The sequence below is a fragment of the Kribbella sp. NPDC049584 genome, from assembly GCF_040675555.1.
Lineage (GTDB): Bacteria > Actinomycetota > Actinomycetes > Propionibacteriales > Kribbellaceae > Kribbella.
The window spans coordinates 363,257-378,786 of record NZ_JBFAPF010000005.1 but is presented as its reverse complement, the minus strand read 5'-3'; the positions used below and the strand labels follow the sequence as shown (position 1 = coordinate 378,786).

The window sequence follows — 15,530 nt, the reverse complement described above, 5'->3', positions numbered from 1 at the left end:
TCTAGAGCAACGACACCCGGTGCTCCATGCGCCGCAACACCGAGTCGGCGATCTCGACGCCCCACCCTGGGGCATCGGAGAGGACTACCTCGCCGTTGTGGGCGACCGGGAACGGCTCGTAGACGTGCATGGACGAGGCGTCTTCGATGGTCCATTCGTGGAAGAGGTTGCAGGCCGGCATCGCAGTCACCAGATGCGCGGTGAAGATCGCCGTCAGTGATCTGCCCGATGAATGCGGTACGCACGGGAGCCCGGCAAGGTTCGCCAGCTCGGCAACCTGCCGGGCGCGCGTGATGCCGCCGATGTAGCAGACGTCGGGCTGGATGACGTCCGCCACGCCGTCCTGGATGATCCGCCGCAGGGTGTCGACGGAGAACTCCTGCTCCCCCAGCCCGACGGGGATGTCTAGGGCTGCCGCGACGCTCCTGGCGTTCTCGTACTCCCAGAACGGCACCGGCTCCTCGAAGTGCAGATAGTCGTATTCCTCGAGCAGCCGCCCGATCCGGACCGCCTGCCCGGGTGAGTAGGCGCCGTTCGCATCCGCGCTGAGCTCGATGTCGTCGCCGAGCTCCTTGCGCAACAGCGGAACCAGCCGCCAGGTCCGGCCGGTCCGCGACTCGGCATCGCGACCGTTGCGCTCACCGATCTTGATCTTCACCGCGCGGAACCCGTGCTCGGCGACGGCCGCGACCATCCGGTCGACCTCTTGCTCGGGCGTCGTGTCACGACGCATCCCCGACCCGTAGACCGGCACCGACGGCCGGAACTTTCCGCCGAGCAGCTGGTAGACCGGCTGGGACCTCGCCTTCCCTACGAGGTCCCACAGGGCGGTGTCGACACCGGCCAGCGCCCGGAACAGGAAGCTGCCGAAGTACTTGTACTCCGCACGCGCGCACTCCTCGGCCAGCGTCATGACATCGAACGGGTCGCGGCCGAGATAGTTCCGCGCGACCAGGGTGTGCAACACCTCCCCGGTGATCCGGGCCTCGGAGTGCGCGGTCTGCCCGTAGCCTTCGAGACCGTCGTCGGTCCGAACGCGGACGATGCAGCCGTGGCCGTCGAACGTCTCGATCGAGGTGATCCTGGTCAAAGCGATTCCGCCCGCGCCGGCAGCTTGTAGAACGCCCGGGCGTTCTCCGTGTAGATGCTGTCCCGCTGCTCCGCGGACAGCCGGACCTTGAAGGCGTGCCGGGGATGGTCGAAGTCCCAGTGCGGATAGTCCGTGGAGAACATCACCTTGTCGGTGCCGCCGAGGTGCTCGAACACCTTCTGCAGGTCGGCCGGCCGATGCGGTTCCTCGATCGGCTGCGTCGTCATCCAGAAATGGTCGCGCAGGTACTCCGACGGCCTCCGCCGTACCTGTGGCACCTCGTCGCGGAACCGCTCCCAGTGCGTGTCCATCCGCCAGGCCAGCGACGGCAGCCAGGCGAACCCGCCTTCGATCAACGCGATCCGCAGATTGGGCAGCCGTTCGAAGATCCCGCCGAAGATCAGGCTCGCCACATGCGCCTGGAACGCCGCGGACATCCCCGCGTGGTCCTCCAGGTAGAACGACGGCCAGCCCGCACTGCTGATCGGTACGCCGCGAACGCCCCCGCCGTAATGAATCCCGATGGGCAGGTCGTGCCGGGCGGCAGCCTCGTACATCTTCCAGTACCTGCGATCGCCGAGCGGCGCCGAGCTGCGCGCGACCAGGAGCACCTGCACGAACCCCGGATGGCCGGCGAGCCGCTCGATCTCCGCGACGGCCTGCTCGCTGTGCTCCGCCGGCACGATCATGCCCGAGCGCAGCCGCGGCTCCGGCTCCAGCCACTCCTTGATCTGCCAGTCGTTGGTTGCCGCCGACAACGCCGCGGAGAACTCCGGATCGAGCTGGCTGCCCGAACCGCTGAGCGGGCCGAGGATCCCGAACTCGACGTTCAGTCCGTCGAGATGCTGTTTCTGCATGAACCCGAGATCGGCGCCCGCGGGCAGCCCCGACGGCGGGAAAGCGTCGTACCGGGCCGGTGATCCCTTCGGATACACGTTCCCCGAGTGCTGGCGGGAGCCGAAGGTCCTCAGATGGCGAAGCCAGCGATTCGAGAGATAGGGCTCCAGAGCACCGGGGGCCATCACGTTGTGGATGTCGCAGTCGATGATCATCTGTTGCGCAGCGGTACGGCGCGCGGCCCGCGGCTGCGTCTGTGTCTGTGTCGGCGTCATGAAAGCCTCCTGTACGTCGCGTGCGCGTTGCCGGACATGATCTTGGTCTGCAGCTCGCCGGAGATCCCCTCCGGCAGCGCGTCGGCGGAGTTCGCGAAGTGCGCGTGCGGATAGTCGGTGGAGAACATCAACATGTCGTCGCTGAGCAACTGATCGATGACGTCGAGCAGGTACTGCGGGACGGCCGGCCGGTCGAGCGGCGCGATCGTCATCCGGACGTGGTCGCGGATCACCTCCGACGGCGGACGCTCCACCCACGGAACCTCACGACGCAATCCCTTCCAGTCCTTGTCGAACCGCCACATCAGCGGCGGCAGCCAGCTGAAGCCGCCCTCGATCGTCGCGACCTTCAGCTCGGGGAACTCGACGAAGACACCTTCGGTGACGAAGCTCATCAGCTGGGTCTGGAACGCCAGCGGAACGTTCACGTAGTCCTCGACGAAGTACGTCGGCCAGCCGACCGGCGTCACCGGATTGCCACTCGAACCACCGGCGAGGACGCCGACCACGAAGCCGGCGGCCTGCGCTGCCTGATAGATCGGCCAGAATCCGCGCCGACCGAGCGGCTCACGGCTGCGCGACGGAACCGTCACCTGGACGAACTGACTGTGCTCCGCGGCCCACTCGACCTCCTTCGCCGCGAAGGCCGGATTCTGCAGCGGGAGTACGGCGGATCCGCGCAGCCTGTCGTCCTGCTCCAGCCACTCGTGCAACTGCCAGCGATTCAACGCCCGCGCGAGCGCGGCCGCCAGGTCGTCGTTGTGGATCGAGTCGATGGCGTAGGTGCAGTTCACGATCGCGTACTGCAACTCCCACGGGTCGAGCAGCTGCCCCTGCAGGAGCTCGAGGCTCGACCCGGCCGGCCCCTGCTCCGGTCGGGATCCGTCGAGGAACAGATTCGGCGCGTTCGACGGATAGAGGTCCGACGGCAGTCCGCCCATGCCGGACTCGGTGATGTAGTCACGCCACCGCGCCTCGAGATACGGGAAGAGGTTCTTCAGCCCGGGGAGATTGATATGTACGTCGGTGTCGACCAGGTCGAGTCCGGTCCATTGCGGGGGCCGGGCGTAATTCTCAAGTTGTTGTACAGCCACGTGATCTCACCTTTCACAGGTCGAGGACCAGTCGGGACGACAGCGCGCGGGAGACGCAGATCATCATCGTGTCGTTGGCGGCGCGCTCGTCCTCGTCGAGAACGGAGTCGCGATGGTCCGGAACGCCTTCCAGCACAGTTGTCTGGCAGGTCCCGCAGGTGCCTTCCTCACAGTTCGACAAGACGAAGATCCCGGCCTCGTCCACGACCTCGAGGATGGATCTGTCCGGCGGTACGACGAGCACCTCGTCGCTGTCGGCGAGTTCGATCTCGAACGACGTGTTCGGCGGTACACCGGTCAGCGGCCGCGGCGCGAACCGCTCCACCTGCAGGGTTTTGTGCGGCCAATGCGCACTCCGCGCCTCGACGGCGGCGATCAACGGCTCGGGACCGCAGCAGTAGATCAACGTGCCGGGCTGCGGTTCGGCCAGGAGTCGATCCAGTTCGATCAGGCCGCGAAGGTCCTGCGGCCATTCGAGCACGCGCGCGGGATCGATCCTGCCGACCTCGTCCCGATAGGCCATCGACGCCTCGCTGCGACCGCCGTACACCAGCCGCCAGTCGGCGCCGGCTTCATGTGCGGCCTTGATCATCGGGATGATCGGCGTGATTCCGATGCCGCCGGCAATGAACAGGTACCGCGGCGACTCGTGCAGCGGGAAGTGGTTGCGCGGCCCGGTCGCCGTCAGTACGTCGCCGGCGCGGACCCGCTCGCACAGCACGATCGAGCCACCACGGCTCTCCGGCTCCCGCAGTACGGCGATGCGCCACCGGCCGCGGTCCTCGGGATCACTGCACAGTGAGTACTGCCGGAGGAGGCCGGGCCGAATCTCCACGTCGACGTGGCTCCCCGGCGTCCACGACGGCAGCTCCGAGCCGTCGTCCGCGACGAGCACCAGCTCCGTCACCCCGACCGAGATCTGCCTGGTGGACTGCACCCGCAACGGGATGGTGGTCTCGCCCACCATCGCGGCGGCGTCAGATATTGACAATGACATAGTCGCGATCGACCTCGACCTCATACGTCTCACCGGAGTACGGGCCGGGCTGGAAACCGGCCGCGGACAGCTCCGGATTCTTGGCCAGCGTCTCCCCGGACTCCACTCCGGCGGGATAGGCCTTCACCTTGGTCTTCGCGGGGTCGAACCAGGACTGCCCGGTGGCGATCTCGAACTCCCAGCCGTGCCAGGGACAGCGGATGATCTCCCCGCGCATGATGTAGTCGTAGTTCCCCGGCCGGTCCGACCGGACCAGTCCGGACGTCACGCCCTCGCACATCGGTCCGCCGCCGTGCGGGCACAGGTTGCGGATCGCGTAGTAGTTGCCTTTGACATTGAACACGCCGATCGACCTGTTGGCGATCTCGACCACCTTCCGCTGGCCGGGGGCAATCTCGTCGACCGTCGCCACGACGTACTTGGTCACAGTGTCTCCTTGTCCACGAGCATCAGAGGCATCATTTGATTCCGGTCATCGAGATCCCGCGGGTGAAGTACTTCTGCGCGAACACGAAGACCAGGACGGTCGGGATGATGGCCAGCGTCGCGCCCGCCATCAGCGGGCCGTACTGCGTGCTGTCCTGCGTCTGGAAGAACGCCAGCCCGACCGGGACGGTGAACTTGTTGACATCGCTGAGGTAGACCAACGGGCCGAAGAAGTCGTTCCAGACGTTGACGAAGGTCAGCACTGCCAGCGTGGCCAGAGCCGGTTTCGACAGCGGCAGGATGATGCTCACGAAGATCCGGAAATGACTCGCTCCGTCGACCAACGCGGCCTCGTCGTACTCCTTGGGAATCGTCATGAAGAACTGCCGCAGCAGGAACGTGCCGAACGTGTTGGCGACGATCGGCGGGACGATCAACGGGAAATGGGTGTCTATCAGGCCGGCTTTCACGTACGCCGAGTACAGCGGCAGCACCATCAGCATGTCCGGGATCATCAGCGACGCGAGCAGCAGCCCGAAGGCCGCGTCCCGGCCGCGGAACTGCAGCCGCGCGAAGCCGTAGGCGCCGAGGGCGCAGACCATCAGCCGGCCGATGATCACCAGCACCGTGATGTAGGCGCTGTTCCCGAGGAACCGGATGAACGGCAGGACGCCGTTGTCGACCAGGTACTCGTAGTTCTCGAACGTGAACGGGTTCGGCAGCAGATGCGGCGTCAGGCTGATCACGTCGCCCGGCTCCTTGAACGAGCTGGACAACATCCACAGGAACGGGCCGATGGCAATCAACGCCACGACGACGCAGACGACGTACGTCGCCGTCGGCGCGACGACCCGGCCGACCCAGCGTCGCCGTACCTCGCCGTGGTCCTGCACCGGTGCCGGCGATCGTGGCGGAGCGAGCTTCGCGCGCGTGTCTTCGATCGTCATTGATAGAACACCCACCTCTTCGACAGGCGGTTCTGGATCCAGGTGACGGCGAGCAGCACAGCGAAGAGCACGATCGCCAGCGCCGATGCGTAGCCCATCCGTCGCAGCGAGAACGCCTCGTACCAGAGGTGGTAGATGTAGACGTAGGTGCCATCGCCCGGTCCGCCGCCCGTCATCACCAGGATGAGCGCGAAGACCTGGAAGGAGCCGATCGTCTGCAGGATCAGCAGCAGGAAGATCGTCGGGGTGAGGAACGGCAACGTCACGTGGAAGAACCGGGAGAACCGGCCGGCCCCGTCCAGGGTGGCCGCCTCGATCAAGGTCTCCGGGACCCCTTGCAGGCCGGCCAGGACGATGACCATGTTGAAGCCCATGTTCGCCCAGATCGCCGTCACGATCACCGCGGCCATCGCCGACGCGGGTTCACCGAGCCAGTGCGGTCCGGTGATACCGAACGACGCCAGTACCGCGTTGATGACGCCGTACTGATCGCTGAACACCCATCGGCTGATCACGCCGACCGCGACCAGCGACGTCACGTACGGCAGGAAGATCAGCGCCCGGATCACGGCCATCCCGCGGAGGCGGTTGTTCACCAGCAGGGCCAGGGCGATCCCGATGATGATCCCGACCGGGACGTACCCGATCGTGTAGATGGCCGTGTTGATCAGGCTCTTGCCGAACAGCGGATCCTGGCCGGAGAACATCTCCTTGTAGTTGGCGACACCGGTGAACTTCGGCGCCGCCAGGCCGTCCCAGTCGGTGAAGCTCGTCACCAGCGTCGGCAGTACCGGGAGGACGTTGAACAGCAGCGTGCCGATCACGACCGGGCCGATGAACATCCAGCCGCGGAGGTTGCGCCGCCTCGCGGTGACGGTCTGTTCGGCCGTCACTTCGCCGCGACCTTCAGGTCGGGATCGGTGAGCGCTCCTCCCTTCTCGAGCAACTCCTTGCCCTTGTTCCCGTTCCAGCCGCGCTTCTTGATCTCGGCGTTGACGGCGTCCCGGCCGCGCTTGAGGTAGTCGGCGGTCGCCAGCTTGCCGCTGACCAGGTTGTTCGCGTTGGTGCCCTCGACGAAGGAGTCGGCCAGCGCAGTACCGATCGGTCCGCGCGGGAACGGTACGTCGACAGGTTTGCCGGCAACGTTGCCGAGCGCCTCGGCCCAGACGTTCGCGGTCTTCGGTCGCGGATGGTCGGTGAACGCCGCGCTCTTGGCGACCTCGGTCAGCGCCGGTACCGCGAACTGCGCCTTGGCCATGACCTCCGAAGCCGCCTTACCGCACAGGGCCTTCATCGCCAGGAACGCGGCCTGTGGGTCCTTCGCGGTCTTCGGGATGACCCAGGTACGGGCGTAGTTCTTCGTCATCGCGAACAGCGGCGTCTTCGGCCAGGGCATCACGTCCCAGTCGACGTCCTTGCTGATCTGCGCGCTGATGTCCATCGCCTGCCACGTCATCGCGAGCTTGCCCGCGTTGAACAGCGGCAGGTACTCGACGTCGATGGTCGGCGCGTACCCCTCACGGATGTACGAGATCTGCTTGTCGATCGCTTCCAGTGTCTCGGGTTTGCCGTAACCGCATTCGGTCTGGTTGTTGTAGAGCGCGGTGTCACCAGCACCGTACGCAGTGGGCTGGATGGTGTTGACGGCGTACTGCAGGCCGTAGGTGTCGGTCCGGTTGCCGCTCTTCTTCGTGAGCTTCTTGACCGCGTCGTCGAACTCGTCCCAGCTCCACGCGTCGGCCCAGGAGGTCGGCGCGGTCAGGCCGGCGTCGGCGAAGAGTTTCTTGTTGTAATACAGGGCATTGGCGCTCATGCCGGGCGTGATCGAGAACTGGTACCCCTCGACCGCGACCTTCGTGGTGAACGTCGGGCTGTACTTGGTCAGGTCGAAGCCGTTGCTGCTGTCCTGCATCATCTTGTCCAGCTGCAGGATCTTGCCGCTCGTGGCCAGGTCGTAGACGCGGTCGTCGTCGATGCGCTGCAGGTCGGCCGCCGTCCCCGAGGCGAACTGGAGCATCACGCTGGCCCAGTCGTCGCCCGGTGCGGGTTTCCAGATGATCTTGATCTTGTGCTCGTCGAGGCTCTCCTTCTGAGCAGCCGCGATCATGTCCTTGAACATCTTCTGGGTGGTCGGATCGCCCACGGAACTGAAGGTCACCTCGGTCCAGCCCGCGGGCGAACCGGACGAGGAGCCGCCGCACGCGGCCAGCGAGGTCCCGGCGACGCCGGCGGCGGCCAGACCGAGTCCGGACCGGAGCAGTCGGCGGCGGGTGAGCAACGAGCCGGAAGTCATGAGTGTCTCCCTCGGCAAGCGGGTTCGACCGGCTGGGCGGCAAGAGATCTCTACACCGATGTACGACGAGGCGGCAGAGAGCTACGAGCTATCGGTCGTCGGGTGTTGCATCAGTTTTCGCTCACCGCGGCGAGACTGTCAACACTATCTGGAATTGTTTTTTCGATATGTGGAACCTTGTGACCGGACCTGGCCAGCTCCCGGCTCGCACTTATGCTGGCGCGGTGGAGAACAAGACGTCCGGGAGTGTCCAATCGGTCGAACGGGCGTTCCACCTTCTCGAGCTACTGGCCGACAACGGCGATTCGACGCTGACCGAGCTCTCGGCCGCGATCGACGTACCGGCGCCGACCACGCACCGGTTCCTCAAGACGCTGGTCTCGCTCGGGTACGTGCGCCAGCTGCCGAACCGCCAGTACGCACTCGGGCTCAAGCTGACGCGGCTGGCCGGCCGGGTCGACTCCCAGCTCACCCCGATCGTGGCGCCGCACCTTGACACGCTCGCCCGCGAGATCGGCGAGTCGGCGAACCTCGCCGTACTCGAAGGACACATGGTCGTCTACATCGCCCAGTCGCCGTCGCGGCATGCGATGCGGATGTTCACCGAGGTCGGGCACCGCGCCTACACCCACCTGACCGGGGTCGGGAAGGCGATTCTCGCCGACCTGCCCGACGAGCAGATGGCCCGTATCGTCGGTCGCGCCGGCATGCCGGCCGCGACCGACCGCAGCATCACGGACCTGACCAAGCTCCGCAAAGAACTCGGTCGCATCCGCTGCACCGGCTACGCCACCGACAACGGCGAGCAGGAACCAGGCGTGATCTGCTACGCCGTCGCGATCCCGGACGTCCCGATCTCGATGGCGATCTCCGTCTCCGGCCCCACCTTCCGCATGACGCCGGAACTCGCCAAGGAGGCAGTCCCGCTCCTGATCACCGAGGCCCGCGCAATCTCCGACGAACTGCTCGGAGTCTTGGGCTGAGCCTCACCTTTGCCCGGCGAGCGCGTGGTGCCATCGTTGTCAAGACCGACCGTTCTATCTGCAGACCGTCGACACAGAACTTCCTTCCGAGCCAGAGGCGCCTGTAACAACACCTGCACCCGGCTCGATATCCCCTTGGGAGGAGTTGGGTTGATGCGACGCTGCAGGTACCGGCAATCTGGACCAGATCCGTATGACGCGGAGCTGGTCCGGCGCCTGCGTGCGCTCCTGGCCCTCGTCCGCCGCCCGGCGCCTCGCGGCCCGGACCCGATCCAGGCCGACGACGAACTCCTGGACCGCCTCTAAATCAGGTCTGCTTCGTACGCGGCTTGGAGCTCGGCGTTCCACGGCTCGTGCTCGGCGGCGATGGAGTCGAGTGCCGTCTGCGGGCGGGTAGCGCCGGAGACCACGGACACGACCGGCGACGAGCTCAGCAGAGCGGCGAGTTGCAGGCGCTGCAGGGACACTCCTTGCTCTGCGGCGACGGCTGCCAGGCGTGGGGCTGGGGTCGACGAGCGTAGCGGTGAGTACGCGAAGAACGGGACCTGGTTGGCCTCACACCACGCGACGACGTCGTCCGCCTCACGACCCATGGCCGTATGGCGGTTCTGTACGGCGTCGATGGGCGCGATCGCTGTCGCGCGATCGAGCTCGGCGACCGTGACATTCGACAGGCCGATCCGCGCCAGCTTCCCCTCGTCACGGAGAGCCGCCAGCGCGGCGACGCCCTCCTCCACGGGTTGCTCGGCCAGGTCGACCCTGTGCAGGTAGTACAGGTCAAGTTGCTCGCGTCCGAACACCCGCAGGCTCGACTCGACGTCGCTCCGGATCCGGTCTGCGCTGATGTCTGCGTCCCAGCTGTCCGCGCTGACGCGCGAGTGGCCGCCCTTCGTTCCGACGATCACACTCGTCCCATCCGCGGCTTCGGCTGCCAGTCGTTCGCCGTACAGCGAATCGTCTACCTGGGCGTAGGCCCGCGCGGTGTCAAGAATCCCCGCACCGGCCGCGATACCGGCCCGAATCGTCGCAAGATCAGCCACCCGATCCCGCGGCACCATCGAAAACCCAGCAAGCCCGAGCACAACCCGCCCAGTAAGCACCCGCATCATTTCTCCGCTCACCTGTGTGATGCCAGTATCGTGCCGAATTCCTGCTCGACCGCCCTGATTGTTTCCTCGACGCTCTGACCGTCGACCTGGATGACGCGAGCAGCGGTTCCCTCGAGCTGGCTACGCACCAATTCCCATCCCCAGATACGGCCTTCGTGGTCACCACCGGGATTCCTCTGCTCGAGCCGCGCGAGCTGCTCTTGCTCGGAAGGCATCAGCCAGACTGCATTTTCGCCGACTCCCGCCATGGCGGGAGTCACGAAGGCGCCTTCGACAACAACCATCGTTTCCGCTGCCAGAGCGCGGACATCTTCGAGGATCATCGGTCGGCGATCGAAATTCCCGGGTCCGGTGCCCAGCACGTGGATACCGGCCGCGGCAGCGCGCTTCTCGTGAGCGAATGCATGGGAATCGACGCTGTAATAGACAAATCCATACTTCTGCGCAAACAGGCGACTGACCGTCGTCTTTCCCGCCGCCGCCGGACCACCGATCCAAATTATATTCGCATCGTCAACTTCCGATTCTTCATTCATCGGGCCCGAGTCTAGGCACGGCGGGCGTGGACAGCGTAGTGCGGTGGTGGGGTGGGTCTGGGAGACTTGGCGGGTGACTGGACTGCGGGTTCTGTTTCTGGGTGGGACTGGGATTATCAGCTCGGCGTGCTCCTGGCGCGCTGTCGAGGTCGGGCTCGACCTGACGGTCGTGAACCGGGGCAAGACCTCGAGCCGGCCGTTGCCGCCGGAGGTCCGGCAGATCAACGCTGACATCGAGGACGCCGCCGCCTTCGCCGAGGTCGCCAGGCAGGACTTCGACGTCGTGGTCGACTGGCTGGCGTTCACGCCGGAGCAGGTGCGGGCTCGGACCGATGCGTTGCGCGGTCACGTCGGGCAGTACGTGTTCATCAGCTCCGCCTCGGCGTACCAGACACCTCCCTCCCGCTTGCCGATCACCGAGTCGACACCGCTGCGGAACCCGTTCTGGCAGTACTCGCGGGACAAGATCGCCTGCGAAGACCTGCTGACCACGCTCTACCGCGACGAGAACTTCCCCGTCACGATCGTGCGGCCCTCGCACACGTACGACCGCACGCTGGTCCCGTTCGACGGCGGCTGGACGATCGTCGACCGCATGCGCCGTGGCGAACCCATCGTCGTCCACGGTGACGGTGCGTCGCTGTGGACGCTGACGCATCACCGCGACTTCGCGCGCGGATTCGTCCCGCTGCTCGGCCACCCGCGCACGCTCGGTGACACCTTCCAGCTCACCTCCGACGACGTCCTGACCTGGGACCAGATCGCGAACTCGCTCGCCGCCGCGGCCGGTACGACGGCGCAGATCGTGCACGTCCCGTCCGACGCGATCGCCGCCGTACATCCCAGTTGGGGCGCCGCCCTGCTCGGCGACAAGACGCATTCGGCCGTCTTCGACAACAGCAAGCTCCGCCAGGTCGTCCCGGACTTCGTGGCCACGATCCCGTTCGAGGTCGGAGCCCGCGAGATCATCGCCTGGTACGACGAGGATCCGACTCGCCAGCGCATCGACCCCGCCATCGACGAGGCCATGAACGCGCTCATCGCGCAGTACAGACTCGATCGCTGACCAGGCTCAGCTCGTCACGATGCCGGCGACGAGGTTGATGGTCGCGGCGAGAATGACCGTTCCGAACACGTACGAGAGCAGACAATGCCGCAGTACGACGGAACGGATGGCGGAACTGGAGACGCTCGTGTCGGAGACCTGGTAGGTCATGCCGAGGTTGTAACTGAAGTAGAAGAAGTCCCTGTACGCCGGGCGCTCGTCACTGTTGAAATCGATCCCGCCGACCGGCGCGAGGTAGTAAAGGTGGGCGTAGCGAGCGGCGTACATCATGTGCAGCACACCCCAGTTCATGAAAACGCCGGCCAGCCCGATCGCGGCCGCGGCGTTCCGGTCCTGCGAACGCCCGAGAATCAGGATCAGCGCGATGACGGTGACGGCGCCGACCGCCAGCGCCACCACGATCAACTCGTCGACGGCCGGCCGGAAGTCCTCGCGGCCGACGTGCCGACGGGTCCCGCCGGCGTCCATCGGCCACAACACGACGACGGCGCTGACGACGAACGCCGCGCCGATCACCGCGATCGCCGCCAGCACACCCAGCGGAACACTCCAGCTGACCGCAACGATCGCGCCGACAACACAGCCGACCAGCACGGACAAGAGCTGGCGAACGCCCGCGCTCATCGACGCCCCGGTGATCGGTTACTTGCTGAGGGCATCGTCCAGCCAGGGGCCGAGGACGGCGGCCGGCGCGGCGCCGATGTGCGTGGCAACTGGTTTGCCCTGGCGGAAGACCATCAGCGTGGGGATCGACCGGATGTCGAAGTGGCGCGAGATGTCGGGCGCCTCGTCGGCGTTGATCTTCACCAGCTTGATCTGGCCGGCCTTCTCGGTGGCGAGCTTCTCGAGCACCGGGCTGACCATCCGGCACGGCCCACACCACGGCGCCCACACGTCGACCAGCACCGGGGTGTTCGACATCTCGACAACCTCGGCAAAGTCCTTGTCACCCGCATGCACCATCCAGGGCAACGGCTTGCCGCAGTTACCGCACACCGGTTTCCCATCGCCGGTCGCCTGAACGCGGTTCTTCTGCCCGCAGTGCGGACACGACACGATTTCAGCCATACCCCATTCTCCACCCCACCCGCACCGCGGGTTGACTCTCCTGGCCCCGTCCGGCATCGGACTCGATCTGAAGGCGATCGGCTGACGCGGGGCTAGGTGCTGGCCCTCATGTGGAGTGTGTGGAGACCCAGGGTGGCCCTGATGTCGGGGCCTTCGGAGCGGCGGAGTCTGAAGGCATCACCACTACAGCGGCGGGGCGTCCGCCGCATGGGAGGGAATCATGAACCGCAGCTACGCCGTCCTCGCCGCCTCCGCCTGCGCACTGGGTACCGTCGTCTTCGCCGTGCCTGAAGCATCGGCCATGCTCACGACCTCGGGACCCACCCCGTCGGTCAACCAGTCCCGGTCGCCCGACTGGCCGGACGAAGGAGCCGGCTACCCCGGGTTCGGGCAGCAGGCGCCGGAGTACAAGTACCCGGCGTACAAGTTCGACCCGCCTGCCGTTTCCAGTCCGCCGGTGAAGCCGGCCGGCGTATCGGCGAGCGGGAACACGATCGGTGCCGTCCAAGCAGGCGGATCCGCACTCGGCGGGGCAGCCGTCGCACTCGCCGGGGTGTGGCTGGTCCGGCGTCGCGGCGCACTGGTCAGGTGAAGAGTCCGCCGTACCTGCGAGGCCGACGCAGGTACGGCGCTTCTTTGGGGTCAGGTCGTGGATCGCAGATATGAAAGCACGGCCAGCACCCGGCGGTTGTCGTCGGGCGACTCCGGAAGGTTGAGTTTTTGCATGATCTGGCGGATGTGGGCCTCGACCGTTTTCGGGCCGATGGTGAGTTGGGATCCGATGGCCTCGTTCGAGCGGCCCTCGGCCATCAGGCCGAGGACCTCGCGTTCGCGGGCAGTCAGCGCGTCCAGCGGCTCCCGGCGTTGTGGTCGGCGCATCAGTCGCGCCACGATCGTCGGGTCGATCACGCACTCGCCGTCGATCAGCCGGTTCAGAGCATCCACCAGTACGGCGACCTCGGACACGCGCTCCTTGAGGAGATAGCCGACGTACCCCGGGGCATCGGTGACCAACCGCATGGCGTACTCCGACTCGAGGTACTGCGACAGCACTAGAACTCCAAGGCCAGGATGTCGTTCCCTGAGCAGGCGTGCGGCGGCAATACCTTCGTCGGTGTGGGTAGGCGGCATCTTGATGTCGACGATCGCGACATCCGGGGTGGTCAGCTGGACCTCGCGCATCAACCGGTCGGCGTTCTCCGCCGTACCGACGACATCGCACCCGGCATCAGACAGCAGGCGAGCCACTCCTTCGCGCAGGAGCATCGAGTCGTCAGCGATAACGACCTTCACGCGATCACCCTCCCGTTCGGTCCATCCTCGACCGGAACTCGTGCCACGACCAGCGTGCCGCCCCCGGAGCGCTCACCTACCGAGAACTGTCCGCCGAGAGCCTCGACGCGGTCCGCCAGCCCGCGCAGGCCAGAACCCCGTGGGTCGGCACCACCCACACCGTCGTCGGTCACGGTAGCGACGACCCCGTCCGGGCAAGGCCGGACGCTCATCTGGACGTACGCCGCCTTGGCGTGCTTGGCGATGTTGGTGAGGGCTTCCGAGCACACGAAGAACAGGGAGGATTCGACTGCAGGCGGAAGACGACCGACCGACACCATCAGGTCGACCTGCATCGGCGCCCGGGCGGCAAGCACGGGAAGCGCGGCGGCAAGTCCCCCGGATCCAAGAGCCGAGGGTCGCACTCCTTGAGCGAACTCACGGAGCTCCGTCTGCGCGCCCCGCACCTCCGCCACCACCTCCGACACGACCTCAGCCAGTCCATCTGCCGCTGACCCTCGCTGTACGTCGGTCAGCAGCCGGGCCACCTCTCCGAGCCGACGTTCGGCGCCCAGTGCCAACTCCGACTCCAGCGCTCGGCGTTGGGCATCGGCAGCCTCAACGATGCGCCGGCGGGTCGCGGCAAGTGCAGCAACACGCGCTTGGACCTCGGCACGCATCCGCGCATTCGCGACGGCGAGGCTGAGGGCGGCGCTGACCCCGGCGACGAGCTTGCGGTCGTCAAGCGCTGCGTCGTCGTGAACGAGTACGGCGACCGGCTCGCCTCCGTCGGTGACCGTCGTGACCGATCGCCCGTCCTCCGCATCGGGCAATGTCAGCGGCACGCCACGCTCATCGACGTACAGGCCTTGAAGCGGCACCCAGTAGCCCACCACGAGCGTCGGATCGCCCAGCGCCGCCTGCAACTCCCCTCGCAATCCGCCCGTGCCGGACTCGCCGCCGAGCTGCGTCACCAGGTCCGACAGCGTCGCGTCGGTCCAGCGGCCCGAACGCAGGTCGGCGGTGAGGGCAGCGGCCAGCGAACAGATCGCAAGGTCGTACACGACGAGGACGAACCGGTCGATCTCCCAGCCGAGCAGGAGATTGGCGCAGCTGAAGGCGAGCACTCCGGCGAACACCAGCGCCGCGATCAACGCCGGCCCGGCTGCTTTGCGTGCTCGACCGGAAGTCCGTGCGAACACATCCGCGGCGGCGATGGCAACGAGTGCGGCCAGCCCTAGCGTCAGCCACGGAGTACGGAAGATTGCCTCAAGCAACGAAACGGCGTACGCGACGACAACGGTCGCCTTCGCGATCGGGCGGCGAAGACGACCGGTCGGATAGGAGAGGTGGAGGTGAACCAGCGGCCCGCGATGCAAAAAGACGAACGGGGCGGCGAGGTTCCCGAGGAACCAGCAGCCCGCCGCCGCGACCATGATCAGACCGACCCGCCGGCCGGTCCCCGACCTGTAGGCGACCAGTCCGCAGCCGAGCAGCACCACCCCGACAGCCGAGTCGCTCAGCAGCATGATCATGT

At 66.4% G+C, this 15,530-nt stretch carries 18 protein-coding genes; 4 read left to right on the top strand and 14 right to left on the bottom strand.

The window, feature by feature from the left end; translation table 11 throughout:
• Position 1 precedes the first annotated feature (1 nt).
• From AB0J62_RS20705 to AB0J62_RS20670, 8 genes are read right to left on the bottom strand one after another with little or no spacing between them, the layout of a single operon-like run.
• On the bottom strand, positions 2–1,090 hold the full coding sequence (locus AB0J62_RS20705; RefSeq protein WP_363873110.1) for a mandelate racemase/muconate lactonizing enzyme family protein: 1,089 nt from the start codon (positions 1,088–1,090) through the stop codon (positions 2–4).
• On the bottom strand, positions 1,087–2,202 hold the full coding sequence (locus tag AB0J62_RS20700) for an amidohydrolase family protein (protein ID WP_363873107.1): 1,116 nt from the start codon (positions 2,200–2,202) through the stop codon (positions 1,087–1,089). Before AB0J62_RS20700 ends, AB0J62_RS20705 begins: the two co-directional genes overlap by 4 nt.
• Positions 2,199–3,296, bottom strand: a complete 1,098-nt coding sequence (locus tag AB0J62_RS20695) for an amidohydrolase family protein (RefSeq protein ID WP_363873103.1) — start codon at positions 3,294–3,296, stop codon at positions 2,199–2,201. The genes AB0J62_RS20700 and AB0J62_RS20695 overlap by 4 nt, the downstream gene beginning before the upstream one ends.
• 13 nt (positions 3,297–3,309) lie before the next feature.
• Positions 3,310–4,263, bottom strand: a complete 954-nt coding sequence (locus AB0J62_RS20690) for a PDR/VanB family oxidoreductase (protein WP_363873100.1) — start codon at positions 4,261–4,263, stop codon at positions 3,310–3,312.
• Between the two features lie 10 nt (positions 4,264–4,273).
• Positions 4,274–4,720, bottom strand: coding sequence for a Rieske (2Fe-2S) protein (locus AB0J62_RS20685; RefSeq protein ID WP_134104532.1), 447 nt, complete (start codon positions 4,718–4,720; stop codon positions 4,274–4,276).
• A gap of 31 nt (positions 4,721–4,751) precedes the next feature.
• Positions 4,752–5,666: a carbohydrate ABC transporter permease gene (locus AB0J62_RS20680; RefSeq protein WP_363873096.1), complete on the bottom strand. Its 915-nt coding sequence runs from the start codon at positions 5,664–5,666 to the stop codon at positions 4,752–4,754.
• A complete protein-coding gene (locus AB0J62_RS20675) occupies positions 5,663–6,559 on the bottom strand; it encodes a sugar ABC transporter permease (RefSeq protein WP_363873093.1) in 897 nt (298 codons plus the stop codon). The genes AB0J62_RS20680 and AB0J62_RS20675 overlap by 4 nt, the downstream gene beginning before the upstream one ends.
• Complete coding sequence (locus AB0J62_RS20670) at positions 6,556–7,959, bottom strand: extracellular solute-binding protein (RefSeq protein WP_363873090.1); 1,404 nt, start codon at positions 7,957–7,959, stop codon at positions 6,556–6,558. Before AB0J62_RS20670 ends, AB0J62_RS20675 begins: the two co-directional genes overlap by 4 nt.
• 224 nt (positions 7,960–8,183) lie before the next feature.
• On the opposite strand from AB0J62_RS20670, the gene AB0J62_RS20665 reads away from it, so the two are divergent.
• Positions 8,184–8,942, top strand: a complete 759-nt coding sequence (locus tag AB0J62_RS20665) for an IclR family transcriptional regulator (protein ID WP_363873087.1) — start codon at positions 8,184–8,186, stop codon at positions 8,940–8,942.
• A gap of 153 nt (positions 8,943–9,095) precedes the next feature.
• Entirely contained in the window at positions 9,096–9,248 is a 153-nt protein-coding gene (locus AB0J62_RS20660) for a hypothetical protein (RefSeq protein WP_363873084.1), read from the top strand.
• On the opposite strand, the gene AB0J62_RS20655 is transcribed toward AB0J62_RS20660, so the two are convergent.
• Both AB0J62_RS20655 and AB0J62_RS20650 read right to left on the bottom strand, forming a co-directional pair.
• Positions 9,245–10,048, bottom strand: a complete 804-nt coding sequence (locus AB0J62_RS20655; RefSeq protein WP_363873081.1) for an aldo/keto reductase — start codon at positions 10,046–10,048, stop codon at positions 9,245–9,247. The genes AB0J62_RS20660 and AB0J62_RS20655 overlap by 4 nt on opposite strands.
• Positions 10,049–10,059: 11 nt before the next feature.
• Positions 10,060–10,587 carry a hypothetical protein gene (locus tag AB0J62_RS20650; RefSeq protein WP_363873078.1) on the bottom strand — a complete coding sequence of 176 codons (528 nt, stop codon included), beginning with the start codon at positions 10,585–10,587 and terminating at the stop codon, positions 10,060–10,062.
• 73 nt (positions 10,588–10,660) lie between these two features.
• Between AB0J62_RS20650 and AB0J62_RS20645 the strand changes: the two genes are divergently transcribed.
• The gene (locus AB0J62_RS20645; RefSeq protein WP_363873075.1) at positions 10,661–11,653 is read left to right on the top strand and encodes an SDR family oxidoreductase; all 993 of its coding nucleotides are present in this window, start codon (positions 10,661–10,663) and stop codon (positions 11,651–11,653) included.
• Positions 11,654–11,659: 6 nt separating this feature from the next.
• On the opposite strand, the gene AB0J62_RS20640 is transcribed toward AB0J62_RS20645, so the two are convergent.
• Together AB0J62_RS20640 and trxA are read right to left on the bottom strand one after the other, a co-directional pair.
• Entirely contained in the window at positions 11,660–12,277 is a 618-nt protein-coding gene (locus AB0J62_RS20640; RefSeq protein WP_363873072.1) for a DUF1345 domain-containing protein, read from the bottom strand.
• Between the two features lie 18 nt (positions 12,278–12,295).
• Entirely contained in the window at positions 12,296–12,721 is a 426-nt protein-coding gene (trxA, locus tag AB0J62_RS20635) for a thioredoxin (protein WP_363873069.1), read from the bottom strand.
• Between the two features lie 220 nt (positions 12,722–12,941).
• Between trxA and AB0J62_RS20630 the strand changes: the two genes are divergently transcribed.
• On the top strand, positions 12,942–13,313 hold the full coding sequence (locus tag AB0J62_RS20630) for a hypothetical protein (RefSeq protein WP_363873066.1): 372 nt from the start codon (positions 12,942–12,944) through the stop codon (positions 13,311–13,313).
• Positions 13,314–13,363: 50 nt separating this feature from the next.
• On the opposite strand, the gene AB0J62_RS20625 is transcribed toward AB0J62_RS20630, so the two are convergent.
• Positions 13,364–14,014, bottom strand: coding sequence for a response regulator transcription factor (locus AB0J62_RS20625; protein ID WP_363873063.1), 651 nt, complete (start codon positions 14,012–14,014; stop codon positions 13,364–13,366).
• Positions 14,011–15,528: an ATP-binding protein gene (locus tag AB0J62_RS20620; RefSeq protein ID WP_363873060.1), complete on the bottom strand. Its 1,518-nt coding sequence runs from the start codon at positions 15,526–15,528 to the stop codon at positions 14,011–14,013. Before AB0J62_RS20620 ends, AB0J62_RS20625 begins: the two co-directional genes overlap by 4 nt.
• Positions 15,529–15,530: the final 2 nt, after the last annotated feature.